Origin of the sequence: Glutamicibacter soli (assembly GCF_052322135.1) — a bacterium.
GTDB classification, from domain to species: domain Bacteria; phylum Actinomycetota; class Actinomycetes; order Actinomycetales; family Micrococcaceae; genus Glutamicibacter; species Glutamicibacter soli.
The window spans coordinates 3055279-3071996 of the sequence record NZ_CM125969.1; the positions used below are offsets into that span (position 1 = coordinate 3055279).

Sequence of the window (16718 nt, forward strand, 5' to 3'; positions counted from 1 at the left end):
ATACAGGAGCATCCCCATGAAGCTTTCCCGCGCACTTCCCCTGGCAGTTGTCGCCGTCGGTCTGCTGGCCACCACCGCCTGCGGCGCTTCCGAGGCCAACGGCAGCACCAGTACCGAGGCCTCCGGCGCCCCGGCCTACTGCGCCGACGGCCCGATCAACTTCGGCATCGAGCCGTTCGAGGATCCGGCCAAGCTGGAACCGGCCTACGGAGTGCTGGCCGACGCCATGGAACGCGAACTCGGCTGCGAGGTCGAGGTCCAGGTTGTGGAGGACTACTCCGCAGAAGTCCTGGCCATGCGCAACGGCAAGCTGGACCTGGGCCAGTTCGGCCCGGTCGGCTACGTGTTCGCCAGCGAGCAGGCAGGCGCCGAGCCGATGGTCTCCTTCGGCACCGCCGACGGCAAGCTGAGCACCTACACCGCGGGCATCTGGGTCCCGAAGGACTCCGACATCAAGACCGTGGACGACCTGCGCGGCAAGGACCTGGCCCTGGGCGGGGTCGGTTCCACCTCCGGCGACGTGCTCCCGCGCTACGCGCTGAAGACCGCGGGCATTCCGGAAGACGAGCTGAACATCAACTACGCCGGCGGCCACCCCGAGGCGCTGCTGGCCCTGGTCAACGGGACCGTGGATGCGGCCCAGATCAACACCCAGACGCTGGCCACCGCCAAGGCCGAAGGCACCTTCAACCCGGAGGACTTCCGCCAGGTCTGGACCTCCGAGCCGATCCCGAACGACCCGATCACCGTGCGCCCGGACGCCGATCCGGAACTGAAGAAGGCAGTCAAGGACGCCCTGCTGAACCTGCCGAAGGAAGACATCGAGCAGGTCGGCAAGTTCCTGGACGTGGACCCGGCCGGACCGCTGCTGGAAGTCACCAAGGAAACCTACAAGCCGTTGTTCGACCTGGCCTCCGAAATGGGCCTGACCGAGAAGGACATCTAAATGGAACAGGCAGCACTGAAGGTCAGCTCGCTGGCCAAGTCCTACAACGGGCGCCGCGTCCTGGACGACGTGGACTTCGAGGTCAAGCGCGGCGAGCTGGTTGCCTTCCTCGGCGCCAACGGCTCGGGCAAGTCAACCACGCTCAAATGCGTGGCAGGGCTGGCCGAACCGGATGCCGGGCGCATAGAGCTGGAGGGCGCCCAGCTCTCCGAGTTCAGCGGACGCCAGCTGCAGCTGGCCCGCAGCAAGGCCGCCATGGTCTTCCAGAAGATCCATCTGGTCCCGCGCCGCACCGCGCTGGACAACGTCTGCGCCGGAGCGCTGGCGCGCGTCAACTCGCTGGCCTCGGTCTCCCCGCTGTTCTTCTCCCGCGAACTGCGTGAGGAAGCCATGGGCTGCCTAGAACGCGTAGGCATGGCAGACCGTGCGCTGGACCGCGTGGGACGCCTCTCCGGCGGACAGCAGCAGCGCGTTGCAGTGGCCCGGGCCCTGTGCCAGCGCGCCAGCGTGCTGCTGGCCGACGAGCCGGTCTCCGCGCTGGATCCGAACGCCGCCGAGCACGTCATGGAGCTGCTCGCCGAGCTGGCCCACAACGAGAACCTGGCGGTGGCCGCGGTGCTGCACCAGCCGGATTTGGCGCTGCGCCACGCTGACCGCGCGATCGGCCTAATGCACGGGCGCATCACCTTCGACGGCCCGGTCGCCTCCCTGAACCAGAATGTGCTCGACACCCTCTACTCCCCCGAAAGGAACGCGGCATGAGCATCCAGACTCCTCCCCGCCCGCTGGACACCGCCTTGGAGTCCGCTTCCGTCCGCACGCCGGCCCCGGCCAAGCTGCCAGTTCCCGCCGACCCGCACCGCGGGCGCAAGGCCATGCTGTGGGGCACGGCCACCGCCGTGATCGTGGTGCTGCACCTGCTCGCGGTGGCCGGCACCGACTTCGACCCGACGCTGCTGGTCGACGGCTGGCAGGGCATGGCCCGCTTCGTCTCCGGCGCCTTCCCGCCGAACCTCGACTGGGAAGAAGTCATCAAGCCCGGCCTGGACGCCACGCTGGTGACCCTGTGGATCGGCCTGCTGGGCACCACGCTGTCCATCCCGAGCGCGCTGCTGCTGGCGGTGCTGGCTTCGCGCACCACCTCCCCGCACCCGGTGGCCTACCAGATCTCCCGCGCCATCCTCTCCTTCTTCCGCGCGGTGCCGGACATCGTGTTCGCGCTGATCTTCGTGACCGCCGTGGGCCTGGGCCCGTTCGCCGGCGTGCTGGCGCTGATCTGCCACAACACCGGCGTGATGGGCAAGCTCTGGGCGGAGTCCATGGAGGAAACCGACCAGGGCCCGCAGGACGCGCTGGCCACCGCGGGCGCCTCGCGCCTGCAGCAGATCACCCACGGCTCGCTGCCGCTGGTCATCCCGCAGTTCGTCGGCCTGCTGCTCTACCGCTTTGACGTCAACGTCCGCTCCTCGCTGGTCCTGGGCCTCGTCGGCGCCGGCGGCATCGGCCTGCTGATCAACCAGGCCATCAAGTCCTTCCAGTTCGACACCATGCTGACCCACATCATCATCGTGCTGATCCTGATCATCGTGGTCGACCAGGCCTCCGGTTTCATCCGCCGCAAGCTGGCCGTCTAACCGTCGGCACCTGCCGGAACAACGCAGCGCCGCCCCCGAACTGGAACGAGTTCGGGGGCGGTGCTGCGTTGTGCTGGGCGGGAGTAGACACCCGCAGTGCGTTTGCCGAACTAGCCGGCCGTCGACAGCGCCTTGCGCCGGCGCAGGATCGCCAGCCGCGAGGCGACCAGGCCCTGGCGCGGGCTGAAGAGGTAGACCGCAACAAAGATCAGACCCTGCGCCAGCACCACCATGCCGCCGGTGGAGGCGTCCAGGTAGTAGCTCACGTAGACGCCGAGCACCCCGCCGGACGCGGCCAGCACGGGAGCGATCACCAGCATGGTGCCGAAGCGGTCGGTGAGCAGGTACGCGGTGGCACCCGGGATGATGAGCATGGCGACCACCAGGATCACCCCGACTGCCTGCAGCGCCACCACCGAGGTCATGGCCAGCAGGCCCAGCAGCACCGCGCCCATGAGCTTCGGGTTCATGCCCAGAGCGTGCACATGGGTGGGGTCGAACGCATAGAGAGTGAAGTCCTTGCGCTTGAGGAGCAGGATCATGAAGGTGATGGCACCGATAATCAGCACCTGCCACAGGTCCGCAGCTGAAACGCCCAGCAGGTTGCCGAAGATGATGTGGTTCAGATCCACCTGGCTCGGCGTCACAGAGATCAGCACCAGGCCGAAGGAGAACAGCGTGGTGAACACGATGCCGATGGCGGCGTCCTCCTTGAGCCTGGAGGTATCGCGCACTCCTCCGATCAGGGCGACGGCGAGGAAGCCGAACACCAGGGCGCCCAGCGCGAAGGGAGCCCCGACGATGTAGGCCAGCACGACGCCTGGGAGCACCGCATGGGAGACGGCGTCGCCCATCAGCGACCAGCCGATGAGCACCAGCCAGCAGGACAGGATGGCGCACAGCACCGCGGCGATGATCGTAACGGCCAGCGCGCGGAGCATGAAAGTGTAGGTCAGCGGTTCGACCAGCAGTTCAATCAGGTTCACTGTCCGCCTCGTTTCATCGGGTCCAGGCCGAAGGCCATGGCCAGGTTTTCGGGTTGCAGCACGCGGGTGGGGTCCCCGTGCATGAGCACCCTGCGCATCAGCAGGATGGCTTCGTCGGCCAGCTGGGGCAGCGCGTGCAGGTCATGGGTGGAGACCAGCACCGTTCCGCCGTCGTCCGCGACGTCCCGCAGCAGCTTGGTGATGGTCGCCTCGCTGCGCTTGTCCACGCCGGCGAACGGCTCGTCAAGCAGCACGATGCTGGCTTCCTGGGCGATGCCGCGGGCCACGAACGCGCGTTTCTTCTGCCCGCCGGAGAGCTGGCCGATCTGCCGCCCGGCGTAGGCTGTCAGCTCGACGCGATCCAGCGCTTCGTCGACCGCCCGCTGGTCGGCCTTGCGCGGACGGCGGGTGAAGCCCATGTGCCCGTAGCGGCCGGTCATCACCACCTCCCGCACGGAGATGGGAAAGTCCCAGTCCACCGCCTCGTTCTGCGGGACGTAGCCGATTATGCCCTTCTTCCGCGCCTGCTGCAGATCCTGTCCATTGATCTGGACGCTGCCGGTATCCGGCTTGATCTGGCCCATGATCGTCTTGAAAAGCGTGGACTTGCCGGAGCCGTTCATGCCCACCAGCCCGCAGACCATACCCCGTCCCAGCTGCACGGTGGCGTGGTCGAGCGCCTGGACCGGGCCGTAGTGGACGGTGGCGTTCTGGACGTCGATGGCCCATGGATGCTCCGCTTGGCTGCTCATGGCAACTCTCCCTTCAATGCGCGGGCGATGGTGCGGGTGTCGTGGGTGATCAAGTCGAGGTAGGTCGGCACGGGCCCGTCGGCGGCCGACAGCGAGTCGACGTAGAGTGTCCCGCCGTAGACGGCGTCGGTGGACTCCACCACCCGCTGCATGGCGGCGTCCGACACCGTGGATTCGCAGAACACCGCTGGCACCTGCCGTTCGCGCACGGCGTCGATGGCCGCGGCCACCTTGCGCGGAGTGGCCTGCGATTCCGCATTGACCGCCCACAGGTACTTCTCCGTCAGCCCGACATCGCGGGCCAGATAGCTGAAGGCGCCTTCGCAGGTCACCAGGGTCCGGTGGGATTCGGGGATCTGCGCGAGCGAGGCGGCCAGCTCGTCATGCACAGCCTGGAGCTTGTTCTGGTACTGCGCGGCGTTGGCGCGGTAGTCAGAGGCGTGTTCCGGGTCCAGCTCGCTGAACGCCTCGGCAATGCGCCCGGCGTACTTCTGCACGTTCAGCGGACTCATCCAGGCGTGCGGGTTCGGTTTCCCCGAGCCTTCCTCGTCCGCGATGTCGATGACCTCGACGCCGTCACTGACCGTGACGTGCGGGGCGGGGTTGTCGGCCACGAATTGCGCGAACCACGCTTCGAGGTTCAGCCCGTTGTCAAGGATCAGGTCAGCGCGCGAGGCCCGGCGCAGGTCGTCCGGGGTCGGTTCGTAGCCGTGGATCTCGGCGCCCAGCCGGGTCACCGATTCCACCCGCAGGTGCTCCCCTGCCACGTTCTGCGCGATATCTGCCAGCACCGTGAACGTCGTCAAGACCACCGGTCGGTCATCGGGCTCCACTGGCTGCGGTTCGGCGGCGGTGCCGCCGGAGCAGCCCGCGAGAAACAGCAGCATCAGCGGCACAATCCCGAGGCGCCGCAGCAGGCCCTGGCCCCGCCGCCGGCGCGAGTGAGTTTTCACCAACAACCCTCGAATCCTTTTCCCTGCGCTCGCACGGCCTCGTTGCCGCGAAAGAGGGGCTCACGTTCCACCCCCTCATAGGATAATGTTTGAGGGGTCAAACATTCAATTCGACTGCGCTGACTGGCAACCCTCCACGCGAACCGAGGCCACCCGGGCAAGGGAGCCAGAGAAGAAAAACAGGCCCCGGAACGCGCGGCTGAAGCGGCGTCGTTCCGGGACCTGTTCACGTTCCATCCCCAGCGTGCGGGCTGCGAGGCCCGCTAACGCAGGGCGCTGAGGTCCAGTGGCTTGTTGTTCGCGGCGTTGCCGTAGACCTCGACATGGACGTGGTCCATGTGGCGGGTGGTGTCGTTCCAGTTGCCGGTGAACTGGTTTCCGTACTTGCCGGAGGTCGAGTAGGCAGTCCATCCGGTGGTTGGAAGCCAGATCTCGTCCTGCCAGATCAGGTAGGAGACGCCCAGCTGGTCGCGGTTATCGAGCAGGAACTGCGCGATCTTGTCGCCGTTGGCCACACCCGCGGCGGTCTTGTAGTTGCGGATCATCAAATCGGCGGCCTTGCCGCTGCTGTGCCCGATCGAGCCGCTGCGCAACGTATAGATGGCGCTGATGCTGTCTGCGAAGCGGTCCTTGACCGCGTTGATGACCTTCTGGGTGTCGGGCTGCACCGAAACGGTGGCCTTGGTGCTCAGGTAGTCGTCCTTGATCCATCCGCTGCCCAGGCTGGTGACCACGTTGGCCCAGCCGTTCGAGGTCTTCAGGTAGGTGACCTTTTCGCCCAGCGCCACGACGCCCTTGGACGCGTACTGGGTGCCCGCACCGGTGCGCAGGTTGACGCTGGCGGTGGTCCAGCGGTAGCTGGCGTCGGGAGTGGCTGGCGGGTCCGATGGCAGCGGCAGGCTCGGCTTGGATGCCGAGAGGTAGGCTCCCGACACCCAGCCGGTTCCGAGCCGGCTCTTCACGCGGATCCAGCCGTTGGCCGAACCCAGGGCGGTGACCTTTTCATTCGTGGACAGCACACCCAATGACTTGGTGTTCACCGAGTTTCCGACGCGCTGGTTCACGTTGGTGGTGGCCCAGTACGGCTTGCTGGCGATCACGGCGTAGGCCGAGTTCGTCAGCGTGGAGGTTGGAACCCATCCGGTGCCCTTGGAGGTCTTGACCTTCGACCACGAGCCGCTGGTTGCGTAGAGGCTGAGCTTCTGGCCGGCAGGTATGGTGCCCAGCGACTTCGCGGAGGACGAGGCCGTGGTGCGCACCGCCGTTGCGTCCATGCTCCAGCGGGTGCCGATGACCTTGTCCACGACCGGGGCCTTGGAGCTCAGGTGTTTTGCCGGAACCCAGCCGGTCCCCTTAGAGGAATTGACGCGGGTCCAGCCGTTGGCGGAGCCGATGGCGGTGACCTTCTGGCCCTTTGCCAGGGAGCCCAGCGACTTCGAGCTGCCGGTGTTCGACGCGCGCAGCGTGGTGCCGGAGGTGGCCCAGTAGGACTTGCTGGAGATCGGCGTGTAGGCCGTGGTGACGAGCGAGGAGGTGGGAACCCATCCGGCGCCCTTGGCGGTCTTGACCTTCGACCACGAGCCGCTGGTCGAATACAGGCTCATCTTCTGGCCGGCGTAGGCGGTACCCAGGGACTTGGCCTTGGTCGAGGCGGTGGCGCGGACGACGGTCTTGTCGATGGTCCAGCGCGAGCCGATGACCTTTTCGACCACCGGGGCCTTGGCCAGCAGGTTCTTCGACGGCACCCAGCCGGTGCCCTTGGAGGACTTGATCCGGGTCCAGCCGTTGGAGGTGCCGATGGCGGTGACCTTCTGCCCCTTGGCGATGCTGCCCATACTCTTGCTGCCAGAGGAGTTCGCCGACTTTAAGGCGAGATTCGCCCCGGCCCAGTAGGACTTGCTGGCGATCGGCTTGTAGGCGGTGGCCACCAACGCGGAGACCGGCACCCAACCGATTCCCTTGGAGGTCTTGACCTTGGCCCACGAGCCGCTGGTCGAGTACAGACTCAGTTTCTGGCCAGCCGGGATGCTTCCCAGCGACTTCGCCTTGGACGACGGGGTCGCGCGGACAACGGTGGTATCGATGCTCCAGCGCGAACCGATCACCTTCAGCGGTGCGGTGGCGCCCAGGTGCTTGCTCTGGATCCATCCGGTCTTACCCGAGACCGACACCGAGCTCCAGCTGCCGTAGTTGCGCAGCCACTGGACCTTTGCGCCGGCGGCGAGGGTGGCGACCTTGGCGGAACTGGTCGAGGTGCTCTTGTAGATCGGCTGCTTGGTCTTGGCCCAGCGGTAGGCAACAGCCGGCGCGCTGCTCTTGAGCTGGTTCGTGGGGACGAATCCGGTCTTGCTGCCGGACTTGATCTTGGTCCAGGAGCCTGAGGTGCCCAGGCGCTCGACCTTGGTCCGGCGCTGCAGCGCTCCGAGCGACTTCGCCTTGGACGACGGGCTCTGCCGCAGCACCTGGTAGGAGCTCAGGTAGCGGTAGGTCTTGGTCTTCGAGGTGGAAGCTGCTGGAACGTTGGTGAGGAACTTTGCCGAGACCCAGCCGGTTTTGTTGCCGTAGCTGGTTTTCGACCATCCGTTGCTCGTGGCGCTGACCTTGACAGTGGCGTTCTTGGGAATCACCAGCAGCGATTTGGACGAAGCGCTGGCGCTCTGCCGCAGGTTCAGGTTCTGGATTGTTTTCTTGCTGACGGTTTTGACCGCGGCGGCAAGTGCTACTTCCTGGGCGGGAGCGATGCTCGGCGCGGCGGCGGCCGGGATCACGGGGCTCAGGCATAGTGACAGCGCCAAGGCAAGGCCTAGCGCGCGAGTGCGACGGGGCATCTGGGTTCTTTCGGTCAGATCCTCACTGATCGGTGAGGTCGGAAACTGGACGACAGCTGCCCGTCGGTAGTCCTCCAGTTACGGCTGCCACTCCTAGAATGACATACCCAGAGAAAATACAGTATTTGCACACTCGAAATTCACTTAGTTGTTTTGATGTATACAAACGCGGTTTCCGAACCGGGCTCGATTTCCGTTCGCCCTGCATCCTGGATCACCGGTCCCGCGGCTTGTACGCGGAGCCGCTCGAAGTCTTCATCGGACAGGTGCTGGATCCCGACCGGCGCATGGGCGGACAACCAGCGTTCGATGCGCTCGCCTTGTTCCTCGGTCAGCCAGGCGAACAGCGCGTGCGCGCTCTGCGCCGCAGCCTTGCCGGTGGACATCTGCAGTGATTTTCTGATGCCGATATTGACCTCCGCGACCAGCACCTCGTTGCTCTTGGGCAGTTGCGTGCCGGACACCTGTAGTTTGGCGATGAGTTTCGGCAGGTCGTTCGCCGGCAGCGGCGGCAGGCCCACGGCTTGGGCCTTGCCGACCTGGCTCACCATCGCTTCGGGGAACACCTCCAGCACCTTGGAGAACATCTTGGGATTGGCGCGCCGCACCGATTTGGCAAATGCCTGCTCCGACCAGGTCTGCCATTCAGGTTCATGCGGCGAGCGGAGGTAGGCGATGACAGCTGCGCGGGCAACTGCTGAGAGGCCCTCGTCCTCGGTGGACGGATCTTCCTTGTCGATCCGCAGGATGATCGCTTGGACCAGTTCATCCGGATCGCGTTCGCGCAACTCACTCATGGAATCATTCTATTCAAAGCGCGCGGGGCCTCTCACCGTCACCGGTTGCAGGGTCCCCGACCCTAGCTGCTCAGGAACGTGACCGTAATGCGCGCCTGCTGCGCGGCGTAGACCGCATGCAGGACGTTGGCTTCAACGAAAATGGAGCCTCCGATGCCCAACGTGGAGGTTGCGCCGCCAACGGTGAAATCAACTTCGCCGCTGATCACCTGGACGATGATCGGTGTGCGCGCCATGTGGTCCGGAAGCTCCACCCCTGCATCGAAGGCGATTTCGGTGATCTGGGCCTTCTCCCCCGCGAAAATGCGCTTGGCGGCGTACTTGCCGGGCTTGATCGGATTCCGTTCGGCATAGTCCTGGATTGTCCGGGCGATCAGCACCGAATCGCTCGCATCCGACGTATTCTGGCTCATGGCTAGTTCCTTCCGTAATTCATGGTGCGCAGGGAGATAATCATCCGACGAGATCGGCTAGTACCTTCGTCCCCTGACCTTGTGGACAATCAGCAAGACGACGCTCGTCAGCATGGCAGTAGCGAGGCTGACCAGAACAGGGATCTGCCATTCTTGCTTAACTAGGGCATCGGAAGTGCCGCTCACGAGCGCGCCGAGAATGCTCCCGACACCGCGCTCCGCGCCTTGGCCGACCGCGGCGACACTCTCGAACAGCGCGGGCGTGATCCACTGGATCACGAGCGAGAGAATCCAGATCAGCAAATTGGCGGCCTTCAGGAACCCCAGGACTCCCAGCACCAGGCCGAGGACTACCGGCCCGGCATACCAGAGATATTGCGCGTAGGACTGCGCTCCGGAAACCAGGGAAGCCACGACCTGCAGCCAGTAGCTGACGCCCACGGCGATCAGCGCAACCAGCGGGGCCGCTCCAATGAGCTTGAGCTTGACGATCAGGTAGTACAGCGCTTGGAACACGGCAAACAGGGTGCCAAGGAAATACAGGTGGCGCACCGAGTCCGCAGAGATCTCCCCGTCGAATAGTCCCGGTTCGAGCACGTACGTCGCTTGGAACGCCAGCGCGATAAACCCGAGCACCACGCCGACATCGGTCACCACGGCGAATTTAGTACCGCCGTGCCCAACCCTACGGGCGAAGAATGCGCTGAGCAGGGTCGCCATGGAGAAGACGAGCAGCAATCCGAGTGCGTCGTTCGAATTGTAGGGAAGAATTGCTTGGTCTTCGTAGCCGATCCACAGCCACGGAAGGACGGCGAACGCCACGATCAGCAGCCCGGCCACCAGCTGCATCCACCAGCTTTGCCAGACGCCTGCGGTTGATCTCAACATTGCTCCTTCGAGTCCCCAAGTGTTCCTCTGGACTCATTCTTCCAGAGCTCAGGGCAACCTGTAGGGCTTCAGGCCAGCGTTTCGCGAGCCCCGGAGCAGGAATGGCAGGACAAACGAGCGGCTCGGAGGCATTCCCTCAAGGGTGGAATACCTGCGAGCCGCTCGCGAATTCTATTCACCATGGTTCGATACGGGTGGTCGAAGCGCACGACAACGTTACAGATGACTTTGGTCTGGAACGTGCCGGTGAAAGTCGTTCTCGGCGGTAGCTCTTGACGACTTCAACTACGTTTATTCAACTACAGACCAGTCAGGGTGTGCAATACGCATCATCATGGTTGATCAATATGATCAATCTCGGCCCATCTCGTTTGCGTCGATCCGTCACTTTGCCGGCACTGCTCGAAAACCCTCCCGGAAGGTGCGTTCCGAACGGTGTTGACCTTGACGTAACGTCAACCTATAGCGTTTCCATATGGATAAGATTCGCCGAGAGAAACACCCGGACACGAGTTACAGCATCTCCGAGGTAGCCAAGTCGACCGGGGTGACCAGCAGAACCTTGCGGCACTACGACCACATCGGCCTGCTTCGTCCGGCATTCGTGGCTGACAACGGCTACCGGCATTATGGCCAGCACGAGCTGGTCCGCTTGCAACGGATCCTGCTGCTGCGCCAATTGGGCCTGCGGCTGGACACCATCTCCGAGGTGCTCGATTCCAAAACGGAACAGATCCAGGCGCTGGAAATCCATGTCAAAGACCTGGATCGGCAGCGGGAAAACATAGACCGTCAGATCAAGGCCCTGCGCCACAGCATTAGCGCACTATCGAAAGGGGAAACAGTGAATCTCGATTCGGCCTTCGAAGGGTTCAACGAGCAATACAAGGAAGAAGTCGTCGCCCGGTGGGGCTCGGAAGCCTACGAGCGTTCCGATCAATGGTGGCGCTCGAAGAGCGGCGCCGAGCGAGCCGACATGATGGAACAGGTCAAGGAGCTGAACCACGCGTGGGTACAGGCTGGCGAAGACGGAATCTCCGCCGACAGCGACGCCGCACGCCTGCTGGCTTCCCGGCACGTGCAGTGGCTGGCGTCCATACCGGGCACCCCGGCCGCTTCCGGCGACCCGGCGCAGTTGCGCGCGTACGTGCTGGGACTTGCCGACATGTACGTCGCTGATGAACGCTTCGCCAAGAACTATCAGGGGCACGCACCGTTCGTCCGCGATGCCCTGCATTCGTTCATGAATGAAGAGGAGCACTAGCAATCAGGTGCTTCGGCATACGTCTCGAAGACTCTGCCGGAGCGCCCGCTATGATTCCCTCTCGATTTCCTCGCGCGCTTGGGCATAGCGAGTCTGGATGTATTCCTCCAGCTTTTCGCGTTCCACGCGCCACACTCCCCTGCCTCCGATTTGGATGGCTGGCAGCTCTCCACTCTTGATCAACGCGCGGATCTGCGGAAGCTTGACGTTCAGCTCCTCGGCAACGTCTTCTAATCGCAAGAACCTCATGGCATCAGATTACTGTCATTTGCTGAAGTTAGATCTGATTCGACGCAACCTGTGCATAACGTGTTCCCTACGCCACAATTTATGCCGTTGCTGCCCCTGCGAGCACCGCGCACGCAACAAACCGGTCAGTCCGTGCAACACGCTTGGGAGATACTGGTCATTTTGACTAAAATCTATTTGTAGCACTCGCGATCTTCACGCACACGCCGTCATAGGAGACCACAGATGAATTCGGATACGTATCAGCTCGATGAAACCGACCGACGTATCCTTCTGGCCCTCGATGCCGATCCGCGTGTTCCCATCATGATGCTCGCCCAGCAGCTTGGACTGGCCCGAGGCACCGTGCAGTCCCGTTTGGAGCGGCTGGCGAACTCCGGCGCCCTGCGTCCGAATACTGCGCGTATTCTGCCGGCGGCCATGGGCCGCGGCGTCAGCGCGTTCGTCAGCGCGGAGCTGGACCAGGCCCGCCTGAACGAGGCGATCGCGGGACTGCGGCAAATCCCAGAAGTCCTCGAGTGCGTGGCTCCTGCCGGCGATACCGACCTGCTGATCCGCGTAGCCGCCACGGACCCCGACGACTTGTACCGGGTCAGCGAGGAAATTCGCCTCTGCCCGGGCATCACCCGCACCTCGACGTCAATGATCCTGCGCGACGTCATTCCGTTCCGCACCACCGAGCTGCTCAAGAAGTTGAGCGGCGAAAAGCACTAAGCCCGCATCTTTCACAACGGCCAGGCACCGCGTGCCTGGCCGTTAGTCTGTTACATGCTGGGGGATTCGTCCGGGCAGGTATTTCCGGGCCCTGAATACCTGGACCATGGAGGCGGCGCAGCAGATGGCGAGCAGCCCGATGAACAGCGCCGGGTGGGCCATCGGCCGCCACAGGGCGAACAGCGTGGGGAACGTGAAGCCGATGAAGCAGCACATGTAGAACCGTCCGGTCAGCTTGCCCAGATCCGCGGGACCTGCCAGATCCAGCACCTGGCTCAGCCCTGCGACCAGCAGGATTCCGTTCGCGGCGCCAGACACGACCGATGCCGCCATGCCCACGGCTTCGGAGCCGGTCAGCGAAACCACCAGCATCAGCAACAGGCCCGCCAAGGCGACGCCCAGCCCCCAGAGCAGCAGGCCGACCCGGCTGACATCGTTGAAACGGCGGATCAGCGGCTGGATTGCTGCGCCCATGCCCATCGTGACCACCACGGTGATCGTGGAATACAGCAGGCTGGATTGGCCCGGTTCGGCGGTCAGGGCGGGGACCACCGCGAACCCCGTGGCTGCCATCCCGAAGACCCAGGGGGCTGCGGGCAGCACCAGCCGGGTGAACCGCTTCATGTTCGCCATGCTGGTCCGCATCTGGTGCGCGGCAGGGGCAGCATCCGCCGGATCCACCTGGCGCAGGACGGCTGGCTGTTCCTCCTTGGCGGTGAGCATCAGCAGCAACCAGGCCAGCGTGGCGACCGCGTGGACAGCGTAGGCGAGTTCCGGGCTTTGGCTGGATCCGACAATCGCGCCGGAGATCGCAGGGCCGATGGCGAAGCCGGCCGAGGTGCACAGCGCCGCCCGGGTGGCGCCTGCCGGCCCGGGGCTGATCAGCTTGACCCAGCTGGTGACTGCCACCATGGCGAGCCCTATGCCCAGCCCGGTGAAGACGCGTCCGAGGTACAGGCCCGCTTCGGTGTACCAGCCGCCCATCAGGGCCAGGGATCCGAGCACCGAGAATGCCAGGGCCGCCAGCGTGAAGGGCTTTCGCCCGAAGCGGTCAGTCAGCGGGCCGCCGAACATCAGCGCAGGGATCATGCCGAGCAGATAGCTGCCCATGACCAGCATGGCTTCGAATTCGCTCAGCAGCCGTTGCTGCTGGTACCAGCTGATCAGGGAGACATACTGGTTGGCGCACCAGCCGGTGAGGATCAGGCAGATGCCGGGAAGCCACCACGAGGTGGTGCGGCGTGCGGTCTTGGAAAGTGCGATGCCTACTTCTCCAATTCGTGGAAAAGGCTGCGTACCCGGTCGGCGATTTCATCGCGGATCATGTTCATCCGTTCGGCGCCGGTGATGCCATCCTCGCTCGGCTCGTAGGTGACCCAGCGTTCGGTCTTCACCTGCGGATCGAAGCTCGGATTGGCGTCGGTGCCGAGGATAACCACCCGGTCCACCGAGGCGGCCAGCGACGGATCGATGGGCTTGGGTTCGCCCTGGGCCATGTCCGCGCCGCACTCGGCCAGCGAGGCGACCGCTTCGTGATTGATCGAGGCACCGGGGTTGGTGCCGGCCGAATAGCTGGTGACCTTGCCGTCTGACACGTAATCCATCAGTGCCGCGGCCATCTGCGACTTGCCGGCATTGCGTGAGCAAATGAAGAGAACCGAAGGTGTAGTCATGAAAACAATTGAACCACCCAAAGCGCGCTTTGGGTGGTTCAATGTGCAACAGTGACGCCGGGGCGCCTGGATTCTCAGAGGGTCAGGTTCTTGCCGGTCTTGATTGTCTCGCCCTTGAAGAACGCCGGGTGGCGGATGCGGCTGTAGAGCATGACCAGCACGCCCAGCAGCAGCACGCCGACACCGAGGATGAAGACCATGCCGATGCCGCCGATCTCCGAGCCCGAACCGTACTCCGGGTTCATCGAGTCGACCGCGGTGACGAAGAACATCACCAGCAGGATGACACCGCCCACCAGTGGAGCCAGGAACTTGAAGAAGAAGTTCCGGGCGTTGGAGAACAGCTCGCTGCGGAAGTACCAGACGCAGGCCAGCGCGGTCAGGCCGTAGTAGAAGCAGATCATCAGGCCGAGGGCGGTGATGGTGTCCCACAGGGCGTTTTCCGACAGCAGGCGGGTGACGACGTAGAACGCCGCGGCGGCTGCCGCCGAGACCACGGTGGCCACCGACGGCGACATGTAGCGCGGGGAGATCTTGGCGAAGCTGCTTGGCAGCGCCTTGTAGTAGCCCATGGCCAGGATGGTGCGCGCCGGGGAGACCATGGTCGACTGCAGCGACGCCGCAGAGGAGGACATGATGGCCAGCGACATCAAGATGGCCAGCGGGCCCATGACCGGTCCGGCCAGCACCGCGAAGATGGATTCCTGGTTGTCCGGGTTGCCGGCGCCCAGTCCGGTGGTTCCGACGCCGGCGAAGTACAGCACGGCGGTGGCGACGGCCAGGTACAGCGCTATGATGATCAGCACCGTCCAGGTGGCGCCGCGGCCCGGGACCTTGTTGGGGTCGGTGGTTTCCTCGTTCATGGTCAGGGTGACGTCCCAGCCCCAGAACACGAAGATGGACAGCGAGATGCCGGCGGCGAAGGCGGTGAAGGATTCCACGCCCGCCGGGTTGAACATGTCCCAGGTGATCTGGGTCGGATCGTAGGGAGTATCCGAGGTGAACGCCATGATGGCGAACAGCAGCAGCACACCCACCTGGAAGCCCACCAGCACGTACTGGAAGACCTTGGTCGCATTCATGCCCCGGTAGGAGATGTAGGCGGCGATGGCGATGAACACCAGCGTGGTGGGGATGTTGATCCACAGGTTCTTGGTCAGCGCCGCGATCCATTCCTGGCCGGTGAGCTGTGCGATGAGGATGTAGAAGAAGTCCACCGCCACCGCGGCCAGGTTGGAGAGCACGATCACCGTGGCGGCGATCAGGCCCCAGCCGCCCATCCAGCCGATCATGGGCCCGAAGGCCCGGGTCGCCCAGGTGAAGGAGGTGCCCGAGTCGGGCATGGCGTTGTTCAGTTCCCGGTAGCCGAGGGCTACGAGAAGCATGGGGATGAAGCCGGCGATCAGGATGGCCGGAAGGCTGGTGCCCACCTCGGCGACGGTCGCGCCGAGCCCGGCGGTCAAGGTGTACGCCGGGGCAATGCAGGAGATGCCGATAACGATCAGGCCCAGGACACCGACGGTGCCCTTGGACAGACCTTTTTCATGAAGTCCCGAATCGTTCGTTTCGGGAAGGCTATCCCGCCTCATTTCTTGTGACATTGTCAAAAACCTTTGGGAGTGTGCTCACCGTTGAGCCGCGGCAGTGCGCGCCGCCCTGGACGCTGTGTCAGGTATGCGGCAGGGCGGTCGACGGTGAGTGCGTTTTGGAGAGGATCCAAGGGATACGAATTTTTGATCGGCTTTCTACCGTGTTGATGGCAAGTGGGGAATGACGCCCATGGGGACGTTGAGGTGGCCGAGGATGCGATGCGCCTTCGGGCCGATGAACAGGCGGCGATGCGCCGCCAGGCGGGCCGAGCCGAGCAGGGCCAGATCTCCGGGCTGCCAGGACAGCTCGTTGATCGCGGTGTCGATGCTGCCGCTGGCGATGACCTCGACGCTCGCTTCGATGCCCAGTTCCTTCACCAGTTCATCGAGGTATTCGCGGATCCCGCGCACGTGGTCGTCGATTCCGGCGGAGCCTTCGGACACGTCGGCGTGGGCCACGAAATTTGCCACACGCAGCTTGATATTGCGCGCGTTGGCGACGCGGGCGGCCAGGGAGATGATCTCCTCGGCCCCGGGGCGGTCTCCGACGAACGCGGTCAGCCGGGTGATCTGCCCGCCTGCTTCGCGCAGGTTCTCCAGAGAGGCCGGTGAGGTCATGAAGACCGGCAGCGGCGAGGAGTGCAGCAGGGCGTTGGCGATGGCCCCGGGCATGAAGAAGCCGCCCAGATGGCGCTTGCGCCCTCCGAGCACGATTCCGTGGACTTCGAACTCTTCGCCGAGTTCGATCAGCCCTTCAGCGATGGACGACACGGAGCGCGCCACAACGCTGGCGCCGATTCCCTCGGGAACCAGCGCCAGTGCTTCGGCGGCCCACCGGTCCACCTGGGCGGAGAGAATGGTTTCATAACCATGGTCTCCGCCCGGGTAGACGGCGGTAAAGGGTGCGGCGGCCGGAAGAACGATGGCAATCTGCACGAATGCATCCTTCGTTCCGGCCACCACTGCGCTGGCCAACTCAATGGCCTCCGCGCCGCGTTCGTCGGCGGTGTAACCTACGAGCAGTTTCATCGT

General features: G+C 64.3%; 17 protein-coding genes. 5 read left to right on the top strand and 12 right to left on the bottom strand.

Going from position 1 to position 16718, the window contains the following annotated elements; all coding sequences use genetic code 11:
- The first annotated feature begins 16 nt into the window (after window positions 1-16).
- From ACTX90_RS14485 to phnE, 3 genes are read left to right on the top strand one after another with little or no spacing between them, the layout of a single operon-like run.
- Entirely contained in the window at window positions 17-946 is a 930-nt protein-coding gene (locus ACTX90_RS14485) for a phosphate/phosphite/phosphonate ABC transporter substrate-binding protein (RefSeq protein WP_047120056.1), read from the top strand.
- Complete coding sequence (locus ACTX90_RS14490; RefSeq protein WP_047120057.1) at window positions 947-1708, top strand: phosphonate ABC transporter ATP-binding protein; 762 nt, start codon at window positions 947-949, stop codon at window positions 1706-1708.
- On the top strand, window positions 1705-2580 hold the full coding sequence (gene phnE, locus ACTX90_RS14495; protein WP_082123979.1) for a phosphonate ABC transporter, permease protein PhnE: 876 nt from the start codon (window positions 1705-1707) through the stop codon (window positions 2578-2580). The genes ACTX90_RS14490 and phnE overlap by 4 nt, the downstream gene beginning before the upstream one ends.
- A 110-nt stretch (window positions 2581-2690) precedes the next feature.
- Here the strand turns inward: phnE and ACTX90_RS14500 are convergent, their stop codons facing one another.
- The 7 genes from ACTX90_RS14500 to ACTX90_RS14530 form a co-directional block, all read right to left on the bottom strand.
- Window positions 2691-3557, bottom strand: coding sequence for a metal ABC transporter permease (locus tag ACTX90_RS14500; RefSeq protein WP_438590683.1), 867 nt, complete (start codon window positions 3555-3557; stop codon window positions 2691-2693).
- A 5-nt stretch (window positions 3558-3562) separates the two neighbouring features.
- The gene (locus ACTX90_RS14505; RefSeq protein ID WP_443442291.1) at window positions 3563-4318 is read right to left on the bottom strand and encodes a metal ABC transporter ATP-binding protein; all 756 of its coding nucleotides are present in this window, start codon (window positions 4316-4318) and stop codon (window positions 3563-3565) included.
- The gene (locus ACTX90_RS14510; protein WP_161447518.1) at window positions 4315-5205 is read right to left on the bottom strand and encodes a metal ABC transporter substrate-binding protein; all 891 of its coding nucleotides are present in this window, start codon (window positions 5203-5205) and stop codon (window positions 4315-4317) included. Before ACTX90_RS14510 ends, ACTX90_RS14505 begins: the two co-directional genes overlap by 4 nt.
- Window positions 5206-5534: 329 nt before the next feature.
- Window positions 5535-8099: an SH3 domain-containing protein gene (locus ACTX90_RS14515; RefSeq protein WP_443442292.1), complete on the bottom strand. Its 2565-nt coding sequence runs from the start codon at window positions 8097-8099 to the stop codon at window positions 5535-5537.
- Between the two features lie 140 nt (window positions 8100-8239).
- On the bottom strand, window positions 8240-8896 hold the full coding sequence (locus ACTX90_RS14520; protein ID WP_053798759.1) for an aminoacyl-tRNA hydrolase: 657 nt from the start codon (window positions 8894-8896) through the stop codon (window positions 8240-8242).
- Window positions 8897-8958: 62 nt separating this feature from the next.
- Window positions 8959-9309 carry a cupin domain-containing protein gene (locus ACTX90_RS14525; protein ID WP_052772483.1) on the bottom strand — a complete coding sequence of 117 codons (351 nt, stop codon included), beginning with the start codon at window positions 9307-9309 and terminating at the stop codon, window positions 8959-8961.
- A 57-nt stretch (window positions 9310-9366) separates the two neighbouring features.
- The gene (locus ACTX90_RS14530) at window positions 9367-10197 is read right to left on the bottom strand and encodes a hypothetical protein (RefSeq protein WP_120990924.1); all 831 of its coding nucleotides are present in this window, start codon (window positions 10195-10197) and stop codon (window positions 9367-9369) included.
- A gap of 475 nt (window positions 10198-10672) precedes the next feature.
- On the opposite strand from ACTX90_RS14530, the gene ACTX90_RS14535 reads away from it, so the two are divergent.
- Window positions 10673-11461 carry a MerR family transcriptional regulator gene (locus ACTX90_RS14535; RefSeq protein WP_047120063.1) on the top strand — a complete coding sequence of 263 codons (789 nt, stop codon included), beginning with the start codon at window positions 10673-10675 and terminating at the stop codon, window positions 11459-11461.
- Window positions 11462-11509: 48 nt separating this feature from the next.
- Here ACTX90_RS14535 and ACTX90_RS14540 read toward each other — a convergent pair whose 3' ends face one another.
- Complete coding sequence (locus ACTX90_RS14540) at window positions 11510-11710, bottom strand: helix-turn-helix domain-containing protein (RefSeq protein WP_047120064.1); 201 nt, start codon at window positions 11708-11710, stop codon at window positions 11510-11512.
- A 225-nt stretch (window positions 11711-11935) separates the two neighbouring features.
- Here ACTX90_RS14540 and ACTX90_RS14545 point away from each other — a divergent pair, with 225 nt between their 5' ends.
- A complete protein-coding gene (locus tag ACTX90_RS14545; RefSeq protein WP_047120065.1) occupies window positions 11936-12424 on the top strand; it encodes an Lrp/AsnC family transcriptional regulator in 489 nt (162 codons plus the stop codon).
- 42 nt (window positions 12425-12466) lie between these two features.
- On the opposite strand, the gene ACTX90_RS14550 is transcribed toward ACTX90_RS14545, so the two are convergent.
- The 4 genes from ACTX90_RS14550 to ACTX90_RS14565 form a co-directional block, all read right to left on the bottom strand.
- Window positions 12467-13702 carry an MFS transporter gene (locus ACTX90_RS14550; protein WP_443444031.1) on the bottom strand — a complete coding sequence of 412 codons (1236 nt, stop codon included), beginning with the start codon at window positions 13700-13702 and terminating at the stop codon, window positions 12467-12469.
- The gene (locus ACTX90_RS14555) at window positions 13690-14097 is read right to left on the bottom strand and encodes an arsenate-mycothiol transferase ArsC (RefSeq protein ID WP_047120911.1); all 408 of its coding nucleotides are present in this window, start codon (window positions 14095-14097) and stop codon (window positions 13690-13692) included. The genes ACTX90_RS14550 and ACTX90_RS14555 overlap by 13 nt, the downstream gene beginning before the upstream one ends.
- Before the next feature lie 74 nt (window positions 14098-14171).
- Complete coding sequence (locus tag ACTX90_RS14560) at window positions 14172-15686, bottom strand: APC family permease (RefSeq protein WP_244910839.1); 1515 nt, start codon at window positions 15684-15686, stop codon at window positions 14172-14174.
- A 156-nt stretch (window positions 15687-15842) separates the two neighbouring features.
- Window positions 15843-16715 carry a universal stress protein gene (locus tag ACTX90_RS14565; protein ID WP_047120068.1) on the bottom strand — a complete coding sequence of 291 codons (873 nt, stop codon included), beginning with the start codon at window positions 16713-16715 and terminating at the stop codon, window positions 15843-15845.
- Between the last annotated feature and the right edge of the window lie 3 nt (window positions 16716-16718).